The following is a 21693-nucleotide window of genomic DNA, read 5'->3' as shown; positions in this document are numbered from 1 at the left end:
AAGAATTTGAATACATACCTAAGAAAAAACGAAAGGAAGTTTAATTTTGAAAAAAACAATAAAAGTAGCCGCCGCAGTCATACAAAATGAAAATAATGAAATTCTATGTGCTCTACGTTCTCCAACAATGTCTCTTCCTAATCTGTGGGAGTTTCCTGGTGGAAAGCTTGAAGAAGGGGAGAATGCACGAGAAGCACTTGTAAGAGAAATTGAAGAGGAACTTGATTGTAAAATTGTTGCGGGCGATGTGATAGCCGATATTCATCATGAATATGAGAAGGTCATCGTCAATTTAATTTCAATAAAAGCGAAGATTGTATCAGGGGAGCCGGTAGCAAAAGAGCATGCGGAATTCAGATGGGTGCCTATACGTGAGCTAAAATCACTAGAGTGGGCACCCGCTGATCTTCCGACCGTATCTGCCTTAATTCGTTAAATCCACATACAAGTTTTCTGGGACAGGCTGATGGAGCTTCCATTTGACATTCATTGGCTTGTCTCCGTGGCTTGATACGTAATCCGCTTCTCCTACATAAATAAATGGTAAAGTGATGTTGTGCATTTCAGTGAATTTCCTCACAAATAAATGAATATGGTATCCTTTTTCCTTATGGTGAATAAAGTTTTGCCCTACGCTTGATGTATGTGAGGTTTGGTTTTGACTTTGCCAGTGAAAATGGCTAGGATCAATAAAATAATCTTTATATAGCAAATGATCTTCTACTTTTTCTGACTTATTCAAATTGATAAAGATTAAATAGTGATTTTTAACTCTACGTACACCCTCTCGCCAAGTCCCTTCCTGATCAGTTGACTGAAAAAGATAAATGAGCTCATTTCTTGTATAGGTTTGATACATTGTAAGCTTAATCTCTTTTGAAGCAAGGGCGTCTATATTGTTCATACGTCTAAATTCAATCAGTCCATAGTGGACGCGCTCCTTAATATACGGTCCGAATAATGGATCGTTTAATATCTCGCTCACTTCTGGATCTAACTTGAATGTATCACCTTGTAATGTACCAAAGCACCAATTCTGTTTTTGATCTGATTTCGTTAAACGCTCCATTGCTCGCTGAATGAGGTCATCATGTGTATCTGTTGTGATTTGAATATGAAACTGTTTTTCTAACGATTCTTTTACATCTTCTATTGTGATGATATTTTTGTGAAAACCGCTCTGTAAAATTAACCATTCATAAGGCCATTTAATAGGTAATTGCTGTTCTAATTTTGCTACTATCCCTACAACCAAGGGGTTATTGAGAATTCCTTCATCTGTAGCATTCAAATCGTCCATTTTCTTTTTGGTCTGTACCCACGATTTGTATTTCTTTATAAAAAAGGTAAGCCCAGGTGCCTGTTCAGAGTATAGAAAATCAATTAATTCTGGAGAGCGTCCGAGCTCTTGTTTAAATTGCTTGTATAACGTTTTCAGCATGGCATCTGAATTTAGTTTAATATGATCGATCTTATTTAAAATTTCTTTCTTCGTTACGGCTGAAAGGTCAACATAAGATCCTCCAGGTAAATCTGAAAACTCATGCGTCACGGCCACTCGGAGGGAATCTTTATCAAACGATTTTTGGCTTGTTTGTCCAGATAGTGCGAGTGGAATAACGAATGACTTTTGATAGTTTCCGATAAAATCCAGTATCGTTACAAACTCTTTGTCGTCAGTTTTTCTAAGTCCCCGTCCTAATTGCTGAATGAAAATCGTTGGTGATTCTGTTGGTCTAAGGAACAATAGTAGATTGAGTTTTGGAATATCTATTCCTTCGTTGAAAATATCTACTGTAAATATAAGTTCTAAACTGTGGTGCGGGTCCTCCAAATGACGAATGACCTCTTGTCTTTTTGCAGGAGAATCATTTCCTGTTAAGTAAGTTGTATAAAATCCCAATTTATTAAATTCATCACTCATGTATATTGCGTGTTCGACGTTTGTACAGAAACCTAAGCCAACCATTTTCTCGCCGTGGAATCCATACATGTTGATCATCTTAATGATATATTCTACTCGTTTATGAGTTTTTAAATGATCTACTAGCGATTTCTCTTCGTACAGTCCATTTTTCACTTTTACTTTTTCGTAATCTACAGTGTGATCTGAAATTCCAAAATAGTGAAATGGTGCAAGTAGCTCTGCCTTTAGAGCATCGCGGAGTCTAATTTCGTAAACAACATTATGATCACAAATCTGAAGCACATCTTTACCGTCAAGACGCTCTGGTGTTGCAGTTAAACCTAATAAAAACTTTGGTGTAAAGTAGTTTAAAACAGCTTGATAGGTAGATGCTTCTGCATGATGGAATTCATCAATCACAATGTAGTCAAATTCATCTGTTGAAAAGGATTCCAATGTTTCTTTTTTATGTAGCGTTTGTACAGTGCTAAATAAAAAACGCTTATCTCTTTCTTTTTTCGTTCCAGTCAATAAACCGAAATCTTCATGATTATTGGTGACTTTCTGGAATGTTTCGATTGCTTTTGTAAGTAACTCTTCCCGGTGGGCAAGAAAAAGATATTTATTTGGTTTAAATTGCTCAAAATCAAATGCTGCTAAAAATGTTTTTCCGGTTCCAGTGGCGGCGATGATGACTGCTTTTGTCTCCCCTTCGTTTCTTGTTTTTTTAAGGTTTCGTAACGCTTCCTTTTGCATGGCATTCGGGGACATTTTCGTTTTGTAAAGAGAGTTTTGAGCAGCAAAGGAAGCACTTACCTTTTGGCTTCCTGCTTGGAATTCCTCATAGGCTTGTAAAAATTGTTCGTCAACAGGCTGTGTCTTTTCATTCCAAACAGTGTCAAACAAATCTTTTGTTTGTTGATAAACGGGGAGATATCTGGTTTCAGGTAGTCTAACATTTAACTCATACCCGGTCGTAAGGGCAGCTTGTGATAGATTTGAAGATCCTACAATGACACTATGCTGTCCAGAACAGCGTTCAAATAAGTATGCTTTCGTATGGAAAGATTTTTTATATTCATTTACAATTCTCAACTCAACATTTTCAAATTGAAGAAGATGTCTTAACGCCTTCGGTTCTGTAATACCCATATAGGTAGATGTAATGATGCGTACAGGGACATGTCTTTTAGCAAGCTCCTGAAGCGGAGGGATCAAAAGCTGAACACCAGACCACCTTGTAAAACTAACCATAAAGTCTACCCGATCCGCCGTTAACATCTCGTGTTTTAATGCTTTGAAAAAGTTATCATGAGTTTGATGATTTCCTAGCAGTTTCAGACGATGTAGAGAGAATTCCTCTGAAATAGGAAGTTCCATTTCGTTTAAACTATAAAGCACTGTGGAAAGTGGTAATGAAAAATTCGTATGTTGTCCAAGCTGAGAGGCAACTTTCTCGCTCAGCTGAATCGCTTGTTCATATTGATCTTGATCCACAAGTGTTTGAAATGTCTCGCTCAGTTGTTTTGCCGTATGTAAAGTCAAAACCTCTGCATATTCTTTAGGGCTAACCGGTTGAATGCGATGTGATGTTGGATAAAGTTTTTGTTGTTGCTGAATTTCCTCATGGAAGCCTCTATGATTTCTCATCATAATCTCCTTTTTTATATCAATAATTCCATTTTATCACTACTCTTACCAATAGGTAATACTAAAAAGAAGAGAATAAAGTCCTATTTATTAAGCGCTTAAAAAATAACGCTGAGGTAGTTTGGTTTGGTATAAAGACGTCATCGCCACAAACGGAGAAAGTCTGTAAGCGCAATGTTCCGGAGAAAGCCGGCAAAATTGACATTCAGCAAAGAGAGGAGGACAATAAAAGCAGAAAGGCGGGATTCATATGTTTAAAAAAATTCTTGCAGCAGTAGACGGTTCAGACATGAGCAATAAAGCCCTGGACGCAGCGATCCATCTGGCGAAAGAACAGCAGGCTGAACTCACCATTCTCTATGCGGGACGTGAAGCCGTTGTCTCCACATCAGCTTTAACCGGGATTGTCTATGTTCCGGAAAACTTCATTGAAGACATCAAACATGAAGTCGAGCAAAAAGGAGCGGCCATTCTGGAAGATGCCAAGCAGAAAGCGGCTGAAAGCGGAGTAAACGCGGAAAGCCTGTACGTCCAAGGCGAACCTGCGCATCAAATTTTAAACATAGCGAAAGAACAGCATTTCAATCTGATTGTCGTCGGAAGCCGCGGAATCAGCGGATTTAAAGAAATGATGCTCGGAAGCGTGAGCCATAAGGTCTCACAATTGTCTCCTTGTCCTGTACTGATCGTTCATTAAACAGAAGACCCTGCTGATGCGGGGTTTTTTTCATGAGAAAAGACCGCCGGTTTTCGAAAAATAGGGTGAAATCTTCCTCTGAATCAAGTAAAATGGCTGTTAGTATTTGTCTGAATAAACAGTCAATGATATGGAGGAAGCAAATCAATGCAAGCTGAACAAACATCAAATGCCGTCATCAAAATGGTCATTTCCATGGTCATTTTCGGATCAATCGGCTTTTTCTCGGAACATACGAATGTGCCTTCAATTGAACTGGTCTTTGTGAGATGTCTGTGCGCTTCATTGTTTCTGGGCGTTTGCTGGTTTGGTTCCGGACGGTACCGCACCGAACAATGGAACCGGCGGGAGGTGCTGCAGACACTGGCCTGCGGATTTTTTCTCGTGCTGAACTGGGTGTTTTTATTTAAATCGTTTGAGGAGACATCAGTGACGATAGCGATTTCCGTTTATCATTTGGCTCCGGTTCTCGTCCTTCTTCTGGGGAGCCTTATATACCGGGAGAAACTGCATATTGTGTCCGTCAGTTCCATCGTAATTTGTTTTCTGGGCACCGCTCTGATTTCCGGCATCAACGGAAATACATCATTTTCTCAGCTGATGGGATCGGGTATTATTTGGGCCGTGCTGGCCGCCCTTTTTTATGCTTTTACGACACTGGCCGGGAAAGGCATCAACAGTCTCAGTCCATATGCGGTCACCTGTTTGCAGACCGGGTTGGGCGTTATCATTCTTCTCCCGTTCGTCCGTTTCGGCGCTTTTTCTGATTTGTCGCATGTGAACTGGATCATGATTGTGTCGACCGGTATCATCCATACGGGAATTGTGTATTTGCTCTTTTTTGACAGCTTGCGGTTTTTATCCACCCGGTTTATTTCAATCATCGTATTTCTTGATCCGGCGGTGGCGATTGTGCTTGACACCGTATTTACGGGATTTCGCCCCGACCTTTATCAATCTTTGGGGATTGTGTTGATTTTTGCTGGAATGGCGCTGTCCCTGATTCGAAAGCAAAAAGCCGTGCCGGCGGAAACTCAGGCAGACAGCACCCGTATATAGGCGGCCGTACCGGCTGCTTTTTTTATTTTGGGGCTTTTCAGCCATAACGAAAAAGCAGACAAACAGATCATGGAAAAAGAGGATAGTAATTGTATAATACTTCTTGTGTTTACAATTTAAGAAATTAAAGGAGTGAAGGGCATGATAAAAAAGACGCGTCATCTCGCTTTCTTGGCTGCATTCGGATTTGCGCTTTGTCTGGCCATCGTATGTTCCGCATCAAAGCAGGCAGAAGCGGCAGCGGCTTATCCGGATGTGATGCAGGGACTTACCGGATTCGCGGGCAATGCGAAGGATCATAACGGAAAAGCAAAATCCGCCGTATCGGGCGGCCAGGGCGGCCCCGTCGTCTACGTCAGCAATCTCAATGATTTGAAAAACAATGCGGGCGGAACGGATCGCAAAACCATCGTCATCACAAGTGATATTTCTTCCCCGGGTAAAGCCGTCGTGACAGTCGGCGCCAATAAAACCATCGTCGGCTCTTATACCAGCCACAGGCTGACCAACATCTATCTGACCACCGGCTCCGGCTCAAACAATGTGATTTTCAAAAATCTCATTATCAGCCATAGTGCCGCCATTACGGGCAACAACGACATTCCGATGTACATAGCGAACGGACAGAATTACTGGATTGACCACGTGTGGTTTGAAGGACACAGCTACAATCCGAACAGCCACAGTGATTTGGGAAAGCTTCTGTATGTCGGCGCCAAAGCGGATTTTGTGACGCTGTCTAACTCTAAATTCACAGACCATCTGTACGGGCTGATTCTCGGTTATCCGAATGATGATAACGAAGGACGCAATTATATCGGCTATCCGCATATGACGATCACCAACAACTATTTTAATAACGTCTATGTGCGTTCACCGGGCCTGATGAGATACGGCTATTTTCACGCGAAAAACAACTATGTGACCAATTTCAATTTAGGATTCACCATTCATACAAACGCGACTGTCTTCTCAGAAGCCAACTATTTCGGTAACGGAAATGAAAAAGGCGGAATGATAGACGACTACGGGACGGCCCAATTCACCGACACCGGTTCATTCCCGTCGCTCAAGGCCCCGAAATCACCGCGCACCGGCTGGAATCCGAGATCAAATTACAGCTACGGCACCCTTTCAGCCCAGGACGCCAAAAACTTCGCCCAATCTTACGCGGGAGCGCAAAATACAAATCTCCGCTATCCATAATACGAAAAACCGCCGGCTGCCGGCGGTTTTTTTTATATGAATAAAAGGTTCAAAATTCCTATAATCCTTAAAATAACCTTAAATACCTAGGAAAATATTGATAAACAATTTCAATAATATTACTATTGTTAAGCCTATATTACAAAAGGAGGAGGGAAACCTATGAAAATAGGAAAAAAGAACAAGTGGAAAAAGTGGTTGGCCGGCACTCTTGCGGCCACGCTGATGATTTCCATTGCGCCTGCCGATGTGTTTGCGGCAGAAACGCGTGAAAAACAAGATCAAGCGAAAACCGCCGCCATTCCGGCCGCAGACCCGGAAAAAGATCTTCCGGCGGAAAAAGCATCTGAGCAGATGCCTTTTGATCAAAAAGATATCAATCAAGACGGTGAGATCACGTCTGAAAGAACTGAGAATTCAAAGCTTTACTATGAAGGCGAGGGTGTGTACAAACAGGAAATCTACACAGACCCCATTCATACGAAAGAAACCGCCAATGCGGACTGGGAAGACGTTTCCCCTGAATTGAAAACCGGCTCAAAGGAAGTCGGAACGGAAAATACAGTGCTGAATTCCGATTTTCTGAAGCAAATGAAAAACGGATTATACGCCACATTTGAACATGATGATCATAAGCTCACATACTCATTAACCGGCGCAAAAGGCCCCGATCAGGCTGCAATCACTCCGACAGATGCCTCAGCAAAAGTCAAGGAAGACAGCAACGAGCTTACGTATCAGCAAGTGTTTCCTGCTATTGATTTACAAACCTACACATTTAACGAAAACATAAAAGAAGACCTTGTGCTTCACAAATATGAAGGCTACAATTCCTTCACTTTTCAAATCAAAACTGACCTTCAGGCTAAAGAACAGGAAGACGGCTCGATCGCGTTTTCTGATGATAAAGACAATGTCGTCTACACCGTGCCGAAGCCCTTTATGACCGACTCAGATCTCGACGAAAAGTCAGGTGAAGTCAGCAGGTCAGAAGATGTCAGCTTCAAGCTTGAAAAAAACAGTGAAGGCTACTTGCTCCATGTAACGGCCGATGAAAAATGGCTGAAAGATCCCAAGCGGGTTTATCCGGTATCTATTGACCCGTCAACATCAGTATCTGTGTCATCCGATACCTTTGTCATGAGCGCGTATCCGACGACAAACTACTCTGCCGCTTCGCAGAAATGGGACGCCGGATTGAAAGCGTACGTGCTGAAAACTGGATATTATGACGGCACAACCGGAACGAACTACGCTTTTATGAAGTTTGATAATCTAAAGCCGATCAAAAACATGACGGTGACGAAAGCGACGCTTAAAGCATACACAGCCCACTCCTATTACGGATCAAAGGCGACGGGGCTTTGGCTCGACACCGTTAACAGCAATTACGACAATGCCAAGATTACGTGGAAGAACAAACCGGGCTCCAAAAACATCGGCAAAGCAGAGGTCTATAAAGGCCAATGGGCAAGCTTCGATGTCACCTCCGCAGTCAAGTCGTGGAACAGCGGCGGCGCCAATTACGGCTTTAAGCTTCACGCAAACGGCAACGGAAAAGAATATTGGAAGAAGCTGATGTCATCAGCAAACTCTGCTAAAAAACCATACATTGAAGTGACATACACGATTCCGAAGGCGGACACGCCGTCTGTCAAAGCGTATCATAACGGAGATTCGACAGGATTTTTCAATATCAGCTGGAAAAAAGCTGAAGGCGCCAAAAGCTATAAAGTGTGGCTTTATAACGGGAAAGAATATCAAGCCATTCCGGTCGGCAATGCAACCTCTTGGAGCACAAGAGGGAAAAAGATTTGGCCGACAAAAGCGGAAATCGACTCCGGCAAATATAAGCTGCATACAGACGGAAAAGGCGGAAGTGAATTAGCGCTTAATCCTTCGCCGGTCTATAAAAACTCCGGCGGCAGCTATCCGGCAAGTAAAAATTACTGGGTCGCGGTCAGCGCGGTGTTTGACCAGGGAGAAGGCGCCATGTCTGCGGCCGCCAAGCCCGTCATTCCGAATATTGGCAGAGTTCAGAAACCAAGTACGAAAGGCTTTAATAACAACAACGCCACAGGCTGGTTTGATCTTTCCTGGAAAGCCGTATCAGGCGCAGCCGGGTATAAAATGCAAGTCTTTAACGGCAAAAGCTTTGAAACGCTTGACCTCGGAAATAAAACATCCTGGTCCACAAAAGATCAAAATATCTGGCCGACAAAGGCGGAAATCAGCGCCGGAAAATATGCGCTTCACCTGAAAGACAAAAAAGGCGCGGAATTGCCGATCAACCCGGGCTCTGTTTATAAAAACGCCGGCGGAGATGCGAACCGGAAAACCTACGGATTTAAAGTCATTGCCTATAACAAAGACGGAGAAGCGATCGCCTCACCGGAAGCGAGTCCGGCGCTGCCTGATATCGCAAAGCCGAAAAATCTGACAGGCTACGTCTATACGAACACGAAATCGAGCCAAACGGGTTATGTCAATCTCATATGGGATAAAGTCAAAAACGCCAAAGGCTACAAAATCAACATCTACAACGGAAAAGACTATCAATCATACGATATCGGTGATACCGATCATTGGACGACCCAAAACAAACACATCTGGCCGTCAGCCGATGAAGTGAAAGCGGGAAGATTCCAGCTTCACACGGACGGAAAGGGCGGCGAACTGGCGCTTGACCCTTCACCTGTTTACGAAAACGCAAACGGCAATTACAAAGGGAAGAAGAACTATTCCTTTACGCTGACCGCCTATGACGCAAACGGTGACAGCATACCGACGGCACCTTTTAACCCTGTTTTCCATGAAGGGGCGGAATTCCTCGGAACGGAAGAATTCTGGTCCATTATCGACATTCCGGACGGACAGCTGAACGGCGCGACGGGAAATGTCATCGTCAATGAGGAAGATATGTCAATCGACGGACGCGGACCGGGGCTCGGACTCTCCCGGACCTTCAACAGCCTTGACAGCTCTGACCATATGTTCGGCCAAGGCTGGTATGCCGATGCGGAAACGTCGATTCTTTCTGAAGACGGCAGAGCCGTTTATATTGATGAGGACGCGACAACACATGTCTTCACGAAAAAATCTGACGGCACGTATCAGCCGCCGACGGGCGTTTATCTCGAACTGACGGAAACAAGCGATCAATTTGTATTAAAAACAAAAGATCAGACGAACGCTTATTTCAGCAAAAAAGGCGGCAAGCTCCAAAAAATCGTTGACGGACACAACAACACAACCGTATACGAATATACCGACAGCAATCAGCTGACCGCCATAACAGATGCATCAGGGCGCAAGCTGACATTTACCTATGATGAAAACGGCCATGTCACATCTCTTACAGGGCCGAAAAACAAAAAGATTTCATATTCATATGACAAAGACCTTCTCAAAAAGGTGACGGATACTGACGGCAGCGTCACAAGCTACGACTATGATGCCGAAGGGCGCCTCGTCAAGCAGTATTCCGCAAACAGCACGGATGACAAACCGCTGTTCACCGAATACCAATACAGCGGCCACCGTCTGGCCAAAGCCGTCAATGCGAAAAAAGAAACGTACGACTACAGCTATGACGCGGACAAAAAAACGCTGCTCATGACGCAGCCGAACGGCCGCAAAGTGCAGTACGGCTATAATGAGGCGGGCAACCCGATTCAGATGATCGATGATGCCGAAGGGCTGAAAATCACGACCAACACTGTATACGAAGGCAACAACGTCATTCAGGACACCGATCCGAACGACGCGGATGCGGGCAAAGCGACAGAAAGCTATCAATATGATAAAGACGGAAACGTCACAGCCGTAAAAGACAACTACGGCACCGAAACGTATCAGTACAACAAAAACAATGACGTAACGAAAATGAAGGACACCGAGGGGAACGTCACTGACATTGCGTACGACGGACTTGATGCCGTTTCTGAAACGGATCAAAGCGGAAAATCCTCATCCGCCGCCGTGTATGACAAGTACGGAAATCTCATTCAATCAAGCAAAGAGCTGGCAGCTTCGGCAAGTCTGCTGAAAGACGGCAGCTTTGAAGGAACAAAGCTGGGCTGGAATCTCACCGCTACGAGAGACAGCGGAAGCATCGCGTCTGTCAAAGGAAGAAGCGGCGCGCTGTCCGGACAAAAAGCATTGGAGATCACCTCACAATCCTCTACTGCCGGAACAGAGCACGGCCATGCGTCCGCAACGCAGGAAGTGCAGCTTGAGCCGAATACGACGTATACACTCAGCGGCCAGATCAAAACGGATCTGACAAAGGCAAGAGCGTATTTCAACATTGATCTGCGTGACAAAGACCAAAAACGCATTCAATGGATTCACAATGAATCAGGCGCATTAGCCGGAAAGAATGACTGGACGAAACGGCAGATCACCTTTACAACACCGGCCAATGCAGGAAAAGCCATCGTCTATATGGAAGTGGATCATAACGACAAGGACGGCAAAGGAAAAGCGTGGTTTGATCAGGTTCAGCTGGAAAAAGGCGAAGTCTCTTCAAGCTATAACCCGGTGCAAAACAGCAGTTTCACGGCCAAAACAGATGGCTGGAGCACAAGCGGAGCCGCCGCTGACCTTGATGAAGGCTTCGATGATGACAGCTCATTAAAAGCGTCCCGCACAAATGCATCACAAGCCAATGCGGCCGCAAAACAAACCGTTACATTAGGCCAAAGCACGGACGATAAGCCGGTATATATCACGCTGACGGGGATGTCCAAGGCTGACGGCGTAAAATTAACGAACGACAATGATTACGCTCTTCAGGCTGACGTCACTTATGCGGACGGCACGACGGGCGTCTACACCGCCAAATTCCCGCAGGGGACACAGGAATGGAACCGGGCAGCGGCAGTCATTCCGAAAACAAAGCCGATCAATAAAATCGAACTCAGCATTCTGTTCCAAAAAAGCGCCACAGGAACGGCGTGGTTTGATGATATCCGTATAATCGAAGGAAGCATCCTGACGAAAAACACCTATGACGAAAAAGGAAACTACGTCACAAAAGAAGAAGACGAACTAGGGTATGCAAGCACTGCTTCATATGACGAGACTGGAAAGAAAATGTCTGAAACCGATGCGAAAGGCGAAACAACCGCCTACGAATACGATCAGGCCGACCAGCTGACAAAGCTGACCTTGTCAAACGGCACATCCATCCTTCACAGCTATGACAACGAAGGAAATGAGCTGACAAAAACGATTCGGGCCGACGCGGACCAGACCTATCAATATGAATATGACGTCATGGGCAAGCTCGTCAAAACAACCGACCCGCTCGGCAATGTACTGAAGAGTGAATATGACGCCAACAGCAACTTGACGAAAACCGTTTCCGCCAACGGCAATGAAGTGTCGCTGACCTATGACGGCACCGACCGGGTTAAGTCAAAAACGTATAACGGCACTGAAAAATACAACTTTACCTATGACAAAAACGGCAATGAAACGTCGGTCACAAACAAAGAACAAAATACAACGAAAAAACGCACCTTTGACAACAAAAACCGCCTGACCGAATTAACCGACCGCGGCGGCAGCCAAAGCTGGACGTATCCGGCTGATTCGGATAAGCTGAAAACTTTCTCATGGAGCCACGGCGGCCAAAAAGGAACAAACAGCTTTACGTACAACAAACTTGATCAAATGATTGAAATGAAAGACGGCACTTCAGCCTATACATTTGATTATGATGAAAACGGCAATGTCCAGACATTCATCAGTGGAAATGAAGTCGGCACGAGCTTCTCATATGATGAGCGGAATCTTGTCAGCTCTCTTCATATCGGAGCGAAAAACGGCGGCAGCATCTTCCGGGAAAGCTATGAATACGACGCCAACGGCATCCGCACGGTCATCGACAGCTCAGCGGGCGGAAAGGTGCAGTACGAATACGGCAAGCTCAACCAGCTCGTCAAAGAAACTCATGAAGACGGCACCGTCATTCAATATACGTACGACGGCTTCGGCAACCGGACAAACGTCACCACCACAAAGGACGGCGCAAGCAAATCAGTCAACGCTTCCTTCAACATCATGAACCAGCTGACGAAGGTGAATGACGAAGACCTGTCCTACGATAAAAACGGCAACCGCACATCCGACGGCAAATACACATATACGTGGGACGCGGAAGACAACCTGACCGCCGTCACGAAAAAAGGTGAAGACAAGCCGTTCGCAACATACAAATACGATGAAAAAGGAAACAGAATCCAAAAAACCGTCAACGGAAACGTCACGAACTACTTCTACGACGGAGACAGCTTGAATGTCCTGTATGAAACAGACGCCGACAACAACGTCACTAAATCATACACGTACGGTGACAGCGGCCAGCTGTTATCCTATACAAAGAACGGCAAGAAATATTTCTATCACTACAACGCACACGGCGACGTCATCGCCATCTCAGACAGCACCGGAAAAACCGTTGCCAAATATCAATACGATGCATGGGGAAATCCGACAAAAACCGAAGCGAGCGACGAAGTAAAAGACAACCGCTACCGCTACGCAGGCTACCAGTACGATGAAGAAACCGGTCTATACTATCTCATGGCCCGCTACTACGAACCAAGAAACGGCGTATTCTTATCACTAGACCCAGACCCGGGCAGTGACGGCGATTCTTTAGATCAGAATGGATATGCATACGGAAACAACAACCCGGTGATGAACGTCGATCCTGACGGGCATTGGGTGTGGCTTGTGGTAAATGCCGGATTTGCAGCCTATGATGGATATAAAGCATATAAATCAGGTAAAGGATGGAGAGGTGCAGCCTGGGCTGCGGCTTCGAACTTTGGTCCTGGGAAAATATTTAAGGGTGCTAGTCGGATTTATAAAGCTGCTAAAACATATAAACTATCTAGAAAAAGTGTACGGGCTAGAAGAGGCGCGTATTCTAGATATAGTAATTCTTCGGGGAAAAAAGCGATAACTAAAAATAGAACAACTAATATAGGCGCTCGTACTTTTGAAAAAAATTTGAGGAGGCAAGGATGGCGAAAGTCTATAGCTAGAAAAGGAAATGAAATAAAAGGTATAAGTATGCATAAAAATGGGAGGCGATATTTTATTAGACGTCACTCTAAAGAAGGTTCTCCTACGGCAGATTATTATCCGTACGGAGCAAAAAGAGCAAAATTAAAAATTAGATTAAGGAGATAAAGGAGGCAAATTCACGATGCACAAAAATTTCTTTATAGAAGATAAACATCAATTAAAAAAGTTCAAGGAATGGGTAAATCAAACCTTTAAAACAAGTGAAATGTTTCCTGATCAGGTCTTTCATGAGCAATATAAATATTTTTGGTTTCAGGAATTTTCTGCATTGTGGGGCGACGAAATTTGGGACACGTTAAAGTTACTGGCAAACTATTATTCTGATGCTCAAATTCTTACAGCAGTTCTTGATACGCCCCCGGAAACGTACCGTAACTTTTCAGACTACTACAATTGGATATGGACTCCCTCTTCCTTAACGAAAGAAGAGTATTCTGAATTATTATGGGCTGAACCTAATGGCGTTCGTCCTGGAGAAATAGGTTCCATTCAATTTACGACAACGACGGTTGTATGGTTATCCCCTTCTCGAAAGTGGGCGATATGGGGGAATATAGATAAAGAAATATGTATTCTTGGACTTGTAGATAGGCAAACAGAGCTATTGGAAAAGACAAATTGGAGAATCGTGGATCATGAGGTTTTTGAATTACAAGAGCAAATTTATGAAGATGGTATTATACCGAGTGAAGTTGAGTGCAAGATTATCCGAAACTATCAAACAAATTAGTGTTTTTAGGTAACAGAAAAGTGAGATAAAGGCAACTTTTTAACCTCTGCGCGTACAGAATTCAAACACGCTATTATTCAGGGTATGAGCGGTATGAAATAGAAAAGAAAGAAGGCCGTTCTATTGGGATATTGGGAAGAAGAATATAAAAACAAGAAAGTTTTACTTAGTGATGAAGGCTTAGATATATGTTTTGATGCTGTAGAAAAATTTTGTGAACGATATAAGAGAGATCTGGGCAGAGAACCGATATTAGAAGAATTCTTAGCAACTTTAGTTACCGTAATGAATACAAATGGAGATTCTTCTTTCACGGAGTTAGTTGATAAGCGAATAGTAGAAATAAAGCCAACGACCAGGAAAGTGAAACCAATAGCTAAAGTAACACCGGGAGCTGTTATTCAAATACCTTTGGATAAGATCGGGAAGTATACTTATGCTTGGGTCATTGAAGGTGATCTATCAAAAAATAAAGACGATGACATTCTTATTCAGTATTATAATATTTTCACTGAAAATACACTTAGCAGAGAAGAAATCATTCGTCTAATGAAAGAAGAAAATAAGAAAATATTTGCGGCTAATACCGGGCACACAGGTTTTCTGCAAGGAGATTGGAAAGTAATATCCAAGATGCCTCAAGAGATAATAGAGAAAAACAGTCATTCTCAATTAAAATTTGTTTTATATGAAGACGGTAAATATCTCATAAGTGAAGGCGATTCATTTGCATCAGAAGATGAATTAGCAGAGGCAGATGAGAAAACAGGCAAGGACATTCCTAACCCATTAGGTATATTTGGACATTCATCTGTAGAATCTATTCTCTATAAATATTTTGAAGGAATGTCAATGGAAGAAATCATAAAGAATGAATTGTAAATGGCTGATTCCGTACATTCTTGCAATTAATATTAGAGGATAATCGCTGTAAAGATACTGACAGTAGTAAATGTTTTGAATGCTGAACGAGACATAATATGAAAAAAATCAACCTGAATTCTATTGCACAGAAAGAGATCTTACAAATAGAAAAACAATTTGAACGAATCGCATTAAACAAAATAAGAAACAATCAAGAAAAGTTTAGAAAAATGGGATTGAAAATTGAAGCTGCTTTTGGAAGAGTCGGAGATGAAAAAGAATTAGGAAACGAAGTACAGCCCTCAGATTGTTTTGAGAATAGTTATAACTCATTAATATTTTTTTCTATAGCTTATTTGGATGGTACCGACTTTCATAATGAAGATGGCTATTGTATAGACCATTTAGATATATGGATTTGTGAAAGAAGGTTGTTTTCGGGGAAAGTGGGATATTTAACAGATTTAGAAAGTGAAGAGGAAATAGCAAAAGAAATCCAAGATAAGATAAATCAATTGTTTTTAGAAGCTACAGATATAATAAAAATATTAAAAGAGTAATTTATAGCTTCTTTTAGTTATTTTTAGAGAAGAGATTTAGAGAGGTTACCAACCTCTCTTATCTTATATGATAAAAACCAAACTACACACGGAACACGTGGGAATAACATATCGCTGAGACGAAGTAAAAGACAAGCGCTACCGCTAACAGGCTACCAATACGACGAAGGAACTTATTCTATCTCATACGGTTTACAGTGTATAAAAGATAGAAGGAGAGAATTAAATGTACTATTTTTATGAAATATCAACTCTCAATGACTATGATTGGGTTGAAAAAGAGTATAGAACAATAGATGATTTAATATTTGTTATATTAAAAAATATGGAAAATAAACAATACGCAATGTATTCTTACTCTGTTTCAAATAAAGATAGTGATACTTGTATATTCTCAGCGAGCTTAAAAACAAATACTTTGTTTAATAAAAAAATCTCATTTATAAAAACCTCAGCAGAAGAGTACAAAAATACAATGATTGCGCATGAAAATATAATCTTATTGGAAAAAGATGTTGAGTTAAAAGATATATTAAATGGAGCCCCTTTAGCAGAGAAAACAATTATTAAAGATTTACTGGATTATGTTCTTTATCATATAGAAATAACAGATTCCGAGACAATCAGAATAGGATCTAGACATAAGGAAAATATTATTAAATAATGGCATTAAATAAAAAATAGATGAGCCTGTTGATCATCTTTTGGTTAACAGGCTTTTTAAAAAAAATTATAGATAATAAGTGGGTAGGTGATTAGAACTGAGACAGTAAAAGGTGACAATCGATTTAAACTTAGCTTGAATTCCAGAGCGTCATTCAAATCATTTACTACTAAATTAAAGCTATTAAGTAGAGAACGAGGAGACAGCATGGCCAAAATCGGAGACGGTTGTCTGGAACTTGAAATAACACCGAGAAGGTATCATGAGGCGAAGGATGATCCATTTATCTCAACAACGTTTGAACTGTTGGAACATAATAAAGCAATCGCCCGCGATTACTCTGCCGTTTTATTAGAAAGTGAATATAAAATGCTGATATCAGATATTGAAGCATTATCAGCAGGCAATCAAGACAGGATACGTTTAGAAACAATTGAACCATTTTTTATCCTAAGTATTGATAAAGAAAACGAACATTACAGATTTATCATTAGATTTATGGAGAATCATTCAAATACAACCTTCTATAAATTGAACTGTAATGAAGAAAAGCTAGAAATTTTCGTGAAGACTTTAAAATCAGATCTCAAAGACTCCAAAACTTTATTAGGGAGATAAACGGTGTACAAGACAATTAATGAATGGGTAGATTATATAGACGGAGGGTGCGCTGTCCTTCATTTAGACTTTCATGTGTTTAAAAAAGAGCTTTCACTTAAGATTCAGGTCGTTGAAAATAAAGCCGAATGTACGCATAACATTCTTTTTCAAAATGCAGCATCTGTTTATTTTAGTGCAGATATTGGTGATATGAGATTAGAAAAAATAGATCCGGAAGAATACAATTGGCAAGTATTTGAGATGAGTTACCACCCGGAAGGAATCGGTAATCTATCAAATGCTGTAATTCCGGAGTATCAATCAAATGCTAATTTTCTTATAAATATGAACAGCATGCTGATTGCTGTAGAAGCTGAAACAGTTCGCTTTGACGACCAATCATTTTATGCGTATCATCCGAAATCATAAATAAACAAATAAGAGAGGTTCCCAGCCTCTCTTTTCTTACATAACGAAACCGTTTACGGAGGTAAACATGAACACTCCTTTAAATTTACAAAAAGAATCATTGAGGGCTATAGGGAATCTGAATGTGATTAATCCGCTTAAATACAATTCGATTTATTCATGTGATCTAGTGAGTAAAGATACTTTTTCTCAATTAATGAATGACTTAGAATTCGAAACAGTTCTTATAGAAGTAATGGCATTTCCTTCTTTTATTGAAGAGCGGAAGAAGAAGGTTGAAAAGAAAATGATAAATATGAATACTGTATCGAAAAAGTTCATTCATATTGAATGTGCCCTAACCAAAGAACAATTGATGGCAGATCACTTATTAGATGAATTATATTTTTTATCATCGATCAATGATTTTGTTGTTATAATAGCAAACCCTGCCAAAAATAAGTCCTACATGAACCTGAACACTCAAAAGGTTGATGTAACTACTGAAAATAATGAAAAAATCATTTGGTTTGAATACGATGCAGCAAATTTATATATCATTGATTAATTTAATATAAATTCCAGATTCTTAATCTATGGAGTGTTGCTGATGTTAGAACTTATCGCGGAGCGGGTTGGGTCATATAAAAGAGAGCACATCATTTATTTCAATGCGGGTCGGGATGATCAAGTATTTATTGTGTCGGTGCACGATCACAAAGTAATATTGGAGGTTATGAAAGGCAGCTCTCTTTTAATCAAAAAAGAGTTACACGGATTTTCTGAAGATGCCCAATTCTATCTCGTTGATTCGTATGATAACACAATCGTGATCGTTTATCTGGAAAATCATACGTGTCAATTGGCAACATACTGCATAAACAGTAATAAAATCAATCCGATTTGTTCTTTTCTATTAAGCGCCAATGTATTTCATCTGGGTGAGGATGGATTATTATGGATCGGATTAACGGACGAGGGTATGTATGATGAGAGAAACCCTCAAGGGAAAGCGATATTTGCTTTTCATGCAGAAGACAGAACGTTTTATTTTGAAGACGATTTTAAAGAAATGATGCATGAATGCTATGCCGTACAATCGATCAAATCTGATTTGTATGTATGTTTCGAGGGAGAGGATTGCTGTGTCATCGGGCATTATCAGATTGGACAGGACAGAATTCGTACTGTTGCAGAATATGTGCTAAACGGCGATCAATACTCCTATTGTGACCAGATGTCCGTTTCGAAAAATAGGGTGCTGCTGATACAGAATCACGAGGATAACCTATTTGCATTTCATGAAGAGAGCAAAGGGTTATCAGAGGCTGACGTCATGATACACGGTATTGATAGAAAAGGAAAAACAACGTACAGAGCCGTACAGGACCGCATGTTTATCTTTCATGATAACGATTTATATCTGGTAAAGTTTTGATCAATCCTATGCAGATGGCTTTTTACAGCCATCTGTATATCAATTTACAGAGTGCGATCGATAAAAATATCACCCAAGACTCAAGGGGCAATGACATGAAAATAAAAATGAATAAGATAGTCGAAGAATCAGTAAAAGGATGTTTTTGTCATTTTGATAACTGCGGGCATCTGTATCTCGGACGGCATCAGAATGACGGGCTTTCGTTTACGATCATCGATGAATCAGGTGATATTCGAGTGATTCTGAGATGTTAAGATCCAACAGATATTCTTTAAATGATGACGTCATCCGAAACCTGAAATTATACAAAAAAGAATTAGAGGGTCCGCTGCCTTCAGATACAGGGAGATTCGAAGAAGACTTTGAGGGGGTTGCCTGCGCGGGGGATTTTTATGAGTATTTCGCGCTTGTCTGCGGCAGCTTAGATTTTGTTTTGGCGAATAAACAAATGCCTAAGCGCCAGCGTAAAGCCTTATATAAATCCTTTTTTGAGCTGTATCCTCAATATGCGCATCTGGAAAACGCTTTAACGGATTATCCGGAGCTCAGCCGGGAAATCGGGCGGCATGAACGGGTGAGAGGGCTGTTGGTCAGCATTTTAAACAAGAAAGGCAGGCTTCTGACGTGAAAGAACCAACAATAGCAGAATGTCTGAAGAAGGCTGATCTGATCCTGAACGGTCAAGCGGCGAGGGAAGAAGTGTCGGATTGGGCGTGCGAGTACGTGGCTGCAGATGATCCGGCGGTTGAGGACGAAACCGTTTGGGAGATGCTCGTATATTTGAGCGGGTTTGATCTGAAAGATTCGCCTGATGCGTATCTGAAGAATTAAAAGATTGGATGCAGTCATATAAAGAAATTCATGGGGGTTTGTAAGAAAAATTCATTTGAGTCAGACATGCCAATTCAGCTTAAAAAAAGGAGGCACAAAATGGAGTGGCACAAACATGAGAAAGCAGTTCTGCTGGGGCCGGATTCGCCGGGTTGTTTTGAATTGACGGAGTTTACGTTCTATACCGGGTATAACGAGTATTATGATAAAATCCCGGTGTTTGAGCTGAAGCTGACTGATGGACAGCATGATGCCGTGCTGCGTTTTGAGGGTGTGAGGGCTGCCCGGCTGGATGATCTTGAAAGCATCACCGACATCCATCTGGATATCAGCCCGGTCGACGGCGGCTGGGAATCGATCCGCTACTATGTCGATGACGGAGAAGGAAGCATGAGCTTTTATTGCGCCAAATGGGTCGTGCTTGACATGAAGAAAAAGCAGTCCCCCGAATGGCCCGGCAAAACGTCAGGGTAAAGCGGCGGCATTTCGCGTATAATGAGGGGAGCCGGACAGAGAAGGAGTTTAGTCATGAATGAGTTTAATGAATATGCGATCAGCCCCGAGATCCGACGGGCGCTGAATGGCTTGCAATACACCGAGCCGACTGAAGTGCAGCGGCGCGTCATCCCCGCCGCGCTGCAAAAAAAAGACCTCGTCGTCAAATCGCAGACGGGCAGCGGCAAAACCGCGGCTTTCGGCATTCCGATCTGTGAGCTTGCGGAATGGGAGGAAAACAAACCGCAGGCGCTGATTTTAACGCCGACCCGCGAGCTTGCGGCGCAGATTAAAGAAGATATCACGAATATCGGCCGTTTCAAACGGATAAAAGCCACGGCGGTTTTCGGAAAAGCTTCTTTTGACAAACAGAAAACCGAACTGAAGCAAAAAAGCCACGTCGTTGCCGGAACGCCGGGGCGTGTGCTTGATCATATAGAAAAAGGGACGCTGCCGCTTGAACGGCTGGCGTATGTGGTGATTGACGAAGCGGATGAAATGCTGAATATGGGATTTATTGAACAGGTGGAAGCCATCATTCAGCATCTGCCGAAAAACAGAGTCACCATGCTGTTTTCAGCGACGCTGCCGGATGACGTCGAGAAGCTGAGACGCACATATATGAAAGACCCTGAATTGATTGAAGTAAAAGCGGAAGGCCTGACGACAAAAGACATTGAGCATTTTGTCACCAGAACAGAAGAAGAGGACAAAACATCTTTGCTGCGTGATGTCCTGATCACCGAAAACCCGGACAGCTGCATCATATTCTGCCGGACAAAAGAAAGAGTCATCCAGTTAACCGATGAGCTGGACAGGCTGGGCTACCCTTGCGATAAAATTCACGGCGGAATGGTGCAGGAAGACCGCTTTGACGTCATGAATGAATTCAAGCGCGGCGAGTTCCGCTATCTCATTGCGACCGACGTTGCCGCCAGAGGAATTGATATTGAAAACATCAGCCTCGTCATCAATTATGATATTCCGCTTGAAAAAGAAAGCTATGTGCACCGCACCGGCAGAACGGGCCGCGCCGGACACCGCGGACGGGCCGTTACGTTTGTGACGCCGTCTGAATCGCGGTTTCTGAATGACATTGAGACATATATCGGTTTCCGCATCCAGAAGCGGGAGGCACCGTCAGAAAAAGAAACAGCGGAACGGAAAGCAGCTTTTGCGGAAAAATTGAACGCCCGCCCCGATGTCAAAACAGACAAAAGCGAACAGTTAAACAAAGACATCATGAAGCTGTACTTTAACGGCGGGAAAAAGAAAAAACTCAGAGCGGTCGATTTTGTCGGAACGATTGCGAAAATCGACGGCGTTTCAGCCGATGATATCGGGATTATCACGATTCTGGACAACGCATCGTACGTCGAAATTCTGAACGGCAAAGGCCCGCACGTTCTTGACATCATGAAAAATACAACGGTCAAAGGCAAAAAACTGAAAGTCCATAAAGCCAAGAAATAAAAAAAGAA

General features: G+C 42.3%; 18 protein-coding genes and 1 pseudogene. 18 read left to right on the top strand and 1 reads right to left on the bottom strand.

Annotated elements, in window-relative coordinates:
* Positions 1 to 46: 46 nt before the first annotated feature.
* Positions 47 to 436, top strand: a complete 390-nt coding sequence (locus NYE50_RS20910) for a (deoxy)nucleoside triphosphate pyrophosphohydrolase (RefSeq protein ID WP_160223362.1) — start codon at positions 47 to 49, stop codon at positions 434 to 436.
* Here NYE50_RS20910 and NYE50_RS20905 read toward each other — a convergent pair.
* Positions 425 to 3556 (bottom strand): DUF3427 domain-containing protein, encoded by a 3132-nt coding sequence (locus NYE50_RS20905; protein ID WP_224988554.1) that lies wholly within the window; start codon positions 3554 to 3556, stop codon positions 425 to 427. The two genes, NYE50_RS20910 and NYE50_RS20905, sit on opposite strands and share 12 nt — an antisense overlap.
* Positions 3557 to 3806: 250 nt before the next feature.
* On the opposite strand from NYE50_RS20905, the gene NYE50_RS20900 reads away from it, so the two are divergent.
* The 17 genes and pseudogenes from NYE50_RS20900 (at position 3807) to NYE50_RS20820 (ending at position 21685) form a co-directional block, all read left to right on the top strand.
* Positions 3807 to 4253: a universal stress protein gene (locus NYE50_RS20900; RefSeq protein WP_007407802.1), complete on the top strand. Its 447-nt coding sequence runs from the start codon at positions 3807 to 3809 to the stop codon at positions 4251 to 4253.
* Between the two features lie 147 nt (positions 4254 to 4400).
* A complete protein-coding gene (locus NYE50_RS20895; protein ID WP_047936319.1) occupies positions 4401 to 5312 on the top strand; it encodes a DMT family transporter in 912 nt (303 codons plus the stop codon).
* A 141-nt stretch (positions 5313 to 5453) separates the two neighbouring features.
* The gene (locus NYE50_RS20890) at positions 5454 to 6518 is read left to right on the top strand and encodes a polysaccharide lyase family 1 protein (RefSeq protein WP_032867891.1); all 1065 of its coding nucleotides are present in this window, start codon (positions 5454 to 5456) and stop codon (positions 6516 to 6518) included.
* A gap of 162 nt (positions 6519 to 6680) precedes the next feature.
* Entirely contained in the window at positions 6681 to 13724 is a 7044-nt protein-coding gene (locus tag NYE50_RS20885) for a DNRLRE domain-containing protein (protein ID WP_159353607.1), read from the top strand.
* Between the two features lie 16 nt (positions 13725 to 13740).
* Positions 13741 to 14349 (top strand): hypothetical protein, encoded by a 609-nt coding sequence (locus tag NYE50_RS20880; RefSeq protein WP_224988556.1) that lies wholly within the window; start codon positions 13741 to 13743, stop codon positions 14347 to 14349.
* 123 nt (positions 14350 to 14472) lie between these two features.
* Positions 14473 to 15231: an Imm26 family immunity protein gene (locus tag NYE50_RS20875; protein WP_060562343.1), complete on the top strand. Its 759-nt coding sequence runs from the start codon at positions 14473 to 14475 to the stop codon at positions 15229 to 15231.
* 98 nt (positions 15232 to 15329) lie between these two features.
* Positions 15330 to 15773, top strand: a complete 444-nt coding sequence (locus NYE50_RS20870) for a hypothetical protein (RefSeq protein ID WP_172869664.1) — start codon at positions 15330 to 15332, stop codon at positions 15771 to 15773.
* A 226-nt stretch (positions 15774 to 15999) separates the two neighbouring features.
* Positions 16000 to 16437, top strand: coding sequence for a hypothetical protein (locus NYE50_RS20865; protein ID WP_159353606.1), 438 nt, complete (start codon positions 16000 to 16002; stop codon positions 16435 to 16437).
* A 207-nt stretch (positions 16438 to 16644) separates the two neighbouring features.
* The gene (locus tag NYE50_RS20860) at positions 16645 to 17055 is read left to right on the top strand and encodes a WapI family immunity protein (RefSeq protein ID WP_032869335.1); all 411 of its coding nucleotides are present in this window, start codon (positions 16645 to 16647) and stop codon (positions 17053 to 17055) included.
* A 3-nt stretch (positions 17056 to 17058) separates the two neighbouring features.
* Complete coding sequence (locus tag NYE50_RS20855) at positions 17059 to 17466, top strand: YxiG family protein (RefSeq protein ID WP_060562346.1); 408 nt, start codon at positions 17059 to 17061, stop codon at positions 17464 to 17466.
* A gap of 67 nt (positions 17467 to 17533) precedes the next feature.
* Positions 17534 to 18013, top strand: a complete 480-nt coding sequence (locus tag NYE50_RS20850; protein WP_060562347.1) for a hypothetical protein — start codon at positions 17534 to 17536, stop codon at positions 18011 to 18013.
* Positions 18014 to 18055: 42 nt separating this feature from the next.
* The gene (locus tag NYE50_RS20845) at positions 18056 to 18883 is read left to right on the top strand and encodes a hypothetical protein (protein ID WP_224988557.1); all 828 of its coding nucleotides are present in this window, start codon (positions 18056 to 18058) and stop codon (positions 18881 to 18883) included.
* A 95-nt stretch (positions 18884 to 18978) separates the two neighbouring features.
* Positions 18979 to 19140: a hypothetical protein gene (locus NYE50_RS20840; RefSeq protein WP_172869695.1), complete on the top strand. Its 162-nt coding sequence runs from the start codon at positions 18979 to 18981 to the stop codon at positions 19138 to 19140.
* On the top strand, positions 19134 to 19514 hold the full coding sequence (locus tag NYE50_RS20835) for a YxiJ family protein (RefSeq protein ID WP_159353604.1): 381 nt from the start codon (positions 19134 to 19136) through the stop codon (positions 19512 to 19514). The genes NYE50_RS20840 and NYE50_RS20835 overlap by 7 nt, the downstream gene beginning before the upstream one ends.
* Positions 19511 to 19761 (top strand): annotated as a pseudogene (locus tag NYE50_RS20830) (DNA-binding protein). The gene NYE50_RS20835 and the pseudogene NYE50_RS20830 overlap by 4 nt, the downstream one beginning before the upstream one ends.
* Before the next feature lie 55 nt (positions 19762 to 19816).
* Positions 19817 to 20191: a hypothetical protein gene (locus tag NYE50_RS20825; protein ID WP_159353603.1), complete on the top strand. Its 375-nt coding sequence runs from the start codon at positions 19817 to 19819 to the stop codon at positions 20189 to 20191.
* 54 nt (positions 20192 to 20245) lie between these two features.
* Positions 20246 to 21685: a DEAD/DEAH box helicase gene (locus tag NYE50_RS20820; protein WP_072177492.1), complete on the top strand. Its 1440-nt coding sequence runs from the start codon at positions 20246 to 20248 to the stop codon at positions 21683 to 21685.
* Positions 21686 to 21693: the final 8 nt, after the last annotated feature.

This window comes from Bacillus sp. EU55 (assembly GCF_038005925.1).
Lineage (GTDB): Bacteria > Bacillota > Bacilli > Bacillales > Bacillaceae > Bacillus > Bacillus velezensis.
Note: the sequence above shows the minus strand (reverse complement) of the source record. Positions and strands in the feature narration are given on the sequence as shown.